At 67.6% G+C, this 2,949-nt stretch carries 3 protein-coding genes; all 3 read left to right on the forward strand.

What is annotated here, in order from left to right; genetic code table 11:
- Window positions 1-137: 137 nt before the first annotated feature.
- Window positions 138-671, forward strand: a complete 534-nt coding sequence (locus VFT73_RS02030) for a c-type cytochrome (RefSeq protein WP_326408473.1) — start codon at window positions 138-140, stop codon at window positions 669-671.
- Window positions 668-1,651: a cytochrome c oxidase subunit II gene (locus VFT73_RS02035; protein WP_326408474.1), complete on the forward strand. Its 984-nt coding sequence runs from the start codon at window positions 668-670 to the stop codon at window positions 1,649-1,651. Before VFT73_RS02030 ends, VFT73_RS02035 begins: the two co-directional genes overlap by 4 nt.
- Window positions 1,648-2,949 (forward strand): cbb3-type cytochrome c oxidase subunit I (locus VFT73_RS02040; protein WP_326408475.1); only part of this gene is annotated, 1,302 nt, incomplete at its 3' end. The genes VFT73_RS02035 and VFT73_RS02040, both read left to right, overlap by 4 nt.

Here is a 2,949-nt window from a genome sequence, read left to right on the forward strand (position 1 = left end):
AGGGGAGGGGGACCGCTCGCGAAGCGAGTGGTGGAGGGGCCGGCCGCGGAGCGGACGGAAATACCCTCCGCTTCGCTCCGCGCCCCTCCACCATGCTTTGCATGGTCCCCCTCCCCTCGGCATGGCCGAGGGGAGGAATGATCTTGGCCCTGGCCCTGCTTTCCGGCTGCGACCGCGAGGCGCGGGAGGTGCGAGGAAAGCCGCTGCCGGAGACTGCGATCGCGGCGCAGACGTCGGGGCTCTTCCCCGGCGGCGGCACGGCAGGCCCCGAAGACCCCCGTGCGAAAATGTATGCGGAGAACGCCTATCATATCGCCGAAGGCGGGCGGCTCTACCGGCAGATGAACTGCGTCGGCTGCCACGCCAACGGCGGCGGCGGCATGGGTCCGGCGCTGATGGACGATCAGTGGCGCTACGGCGGCCGGATGGACCAGATCGTCGCCAGCATCGACCAGGGCCGCCCGAACGGCATGCCGAGCTGGCGCGGCAAGCTCACGCCCACGCAGATGTGGCAACTCGCCGCCTATGTGCGGACGCTGTCGGCCAACGTTCCCAAGGACGCGGCACCCAGCCGGTCCGACACCATGTCCACCATCTACCCGCGCACGCTCGCCGAGCCGGAGCCGCCGAGCGCGACCGATCCCGCGGGCGCGAAGGCCCCGGCGCGGTGACGCACGCGCGCTCGATCCTTGGCTTGGGCGCGTTCTGGCTGGTGTCCGGATGTGCCGGCGTGCAGTCGATCGCCCCGTCCGGCGGCGCGCATACATCCGCGTTCAATGACCTGTTCGTCATATTCCTGATCGTCTGCGGGTTTTTCTACCTGCTGGTGATCGGCTTTCTCGGCGCCGCGATCCTGCGGCGGCGGCGCGAGGGCGACGAAGGCGTGCCGACGCTGTTCCGCGCCTGGGTCGCGCTCGTCAGCGTGTCGCTCGTCGGGCTCGCCTTCGCGAGCTGGGTGACCGATCGGGCGATGGCGAGCTACGGCGAGCAGGGGCCGCCGGTCCGCATCCGCCTGACCGCCAACCAATGGTGGTGGGACGTCACCTATTTCGGCGCCACCCATAGCGAGGATCTGCGGACGGCGAACGAGCTGCACTTGCCCGTCGGGCGTCCGGCGCTGATCGAGCTTCATTCGAACGACGTGATCCACAGCTTCTGGGTGCCCAATCTGGCCGGCAAGCAGGACCTGATCCCCGGCCGCACCGAGGACATCGCGCTGTTGCCGCGCATGACTGGCGTGTTCCGGGGGCAATGCGCGGAGTTCTGCGGCGCCCAGCATGCCCACATGGCGTTGACCGTGATCGTCGAGCCGGAGGCGCAGTTCCGCGCCTGGTCCCGGCAGCAGCTGGCTACGGCGCGCCCGCCGGCGACGCCGCTGCAGCAGGCGGGCATGACCTATGTGACCACGCGCGAATGTGCGACCTGCCATGCGATTGCCGGCACGACCGCCTCGGCTTCGGTGGGGCCGGACCTGACGCACGTCGCCAGCCGCAAGACCATCGCCGCGGGCACGCTGCCGATGGGGCGCGGCGGGCTTTATGCCTGGATCGCCGACCCGCAGGGCGTGAAGCCGGGCGCACACATGCCTTATATCGGTCTGGAGGCGCGACAGCTCGAGGCCGTCGTCGCCTATCTCGAGAGCCTGAAATGATCGCGCGCGACGGGCCCGATCTGCAGGGCGCGGAGCTGCACGACCGGCTGACGCGCACCTGGAGCCGCAAGCCGGGACTGATCGGCTGGCTGTCAACGGTCGACCACAAGGAAGTCGGCCGCCGATACATCGTCACCGCGTTCATCTTCTTCGCCTTGGCCGGCGTGCTGGCGCTGATCATGCGCACGCAGCTGGCGCGGCCGGAAAGCGGGCTGATCAGCACCGACCGCTACAACCAGATCTTCACGATGCACGGCTCGACCATGATGTTCCTGTTCGCCGTGCCGGTGATGGACGCGATCGCGATCTATCTGATCCCGCTGCTGGTCGGCGCGCGGGCGATCGCCTTCCCGCGGCTGCATGCGTTCAGCTATTACATGTATCTGGGCGGCGGGCTGATGCTGTGGATCGCCTTTGCGCTGAACATCGGGCCGGATGTGGGCTGGTTCGCCTATACGCCGCTCTCCGGCCCCGAATACGATCCGGGCAAGCGCGCCGACATGTGGGCGCAGATGATCACCTTCACCGAGGTGGCGGCGCTTGCGGTCTCGGCCTCGCTGATCGGCACGATCTTCAAGCTGCGCGCGCCCGGCATGCGGCTGGACCGGATGCCGCTGTTCGCCTGGGCGATGCTGGTGGTGTCGTTCATGGTCATCTTCGCGATGCCGGCCGTCGCCCTTGCGTCCGCCTTCCTGATCTCCGACCGGCTGGTGGGGACGCAGTTCTTTAACCCAGCCGAAGGCGGCGACCCGATTCTGTGGCAGCACATGTTCTGGTTCTTCGGCCACCCCGAGGTCTATATCATCTTCCTGCCGGCGACCGGCTTCGTCAGCCAGATCACCGAGACCTTCTCCGGCCGCTCGATCTTCGGCTACCCGTATATGGTGCTGGCGCTGGTCGCGACCGGGCTGCTCGCCTTCGGGCTGTGGGTCCACCACATGTTCGCGACCGGACTGCCGCGGATGGGCTATGCCTTCTACACCGCGGCGAGCATGACGGTCGCGATCCCGTCCGGCATCCAGATCTTCTGCTGGATCGCGACCATGTGGAGCGGCCGGCCTCGCTTTACCGTGCCGCTGCTGTACGTGATCGGCTTTATCGTCACCTTTGTGATCGGCGGACTTTCGGGCGTGATGGTGGCGAGCGTCCCGCTCGATCTGCAGATGCACGACACCTATTTCGTCGTCGCCCATTTCCATTACGTGCTGATCGGCGGAGCGGTGTTTCCGCTGCTGGGGGTCGTCACCTATTGGTTCCCGAAGATCACCGGCCGGATGATGTCGGAACGGCTGGGACGC

Source organism: Sphingomonas sp. (assembly GCF_035758555.1).
Lineage (GTDB): Bacteria > Pseudomonadota > Alphaproteobacteria > Sphingomonadales > Sphingomonadaceae > Sphingomonas_B.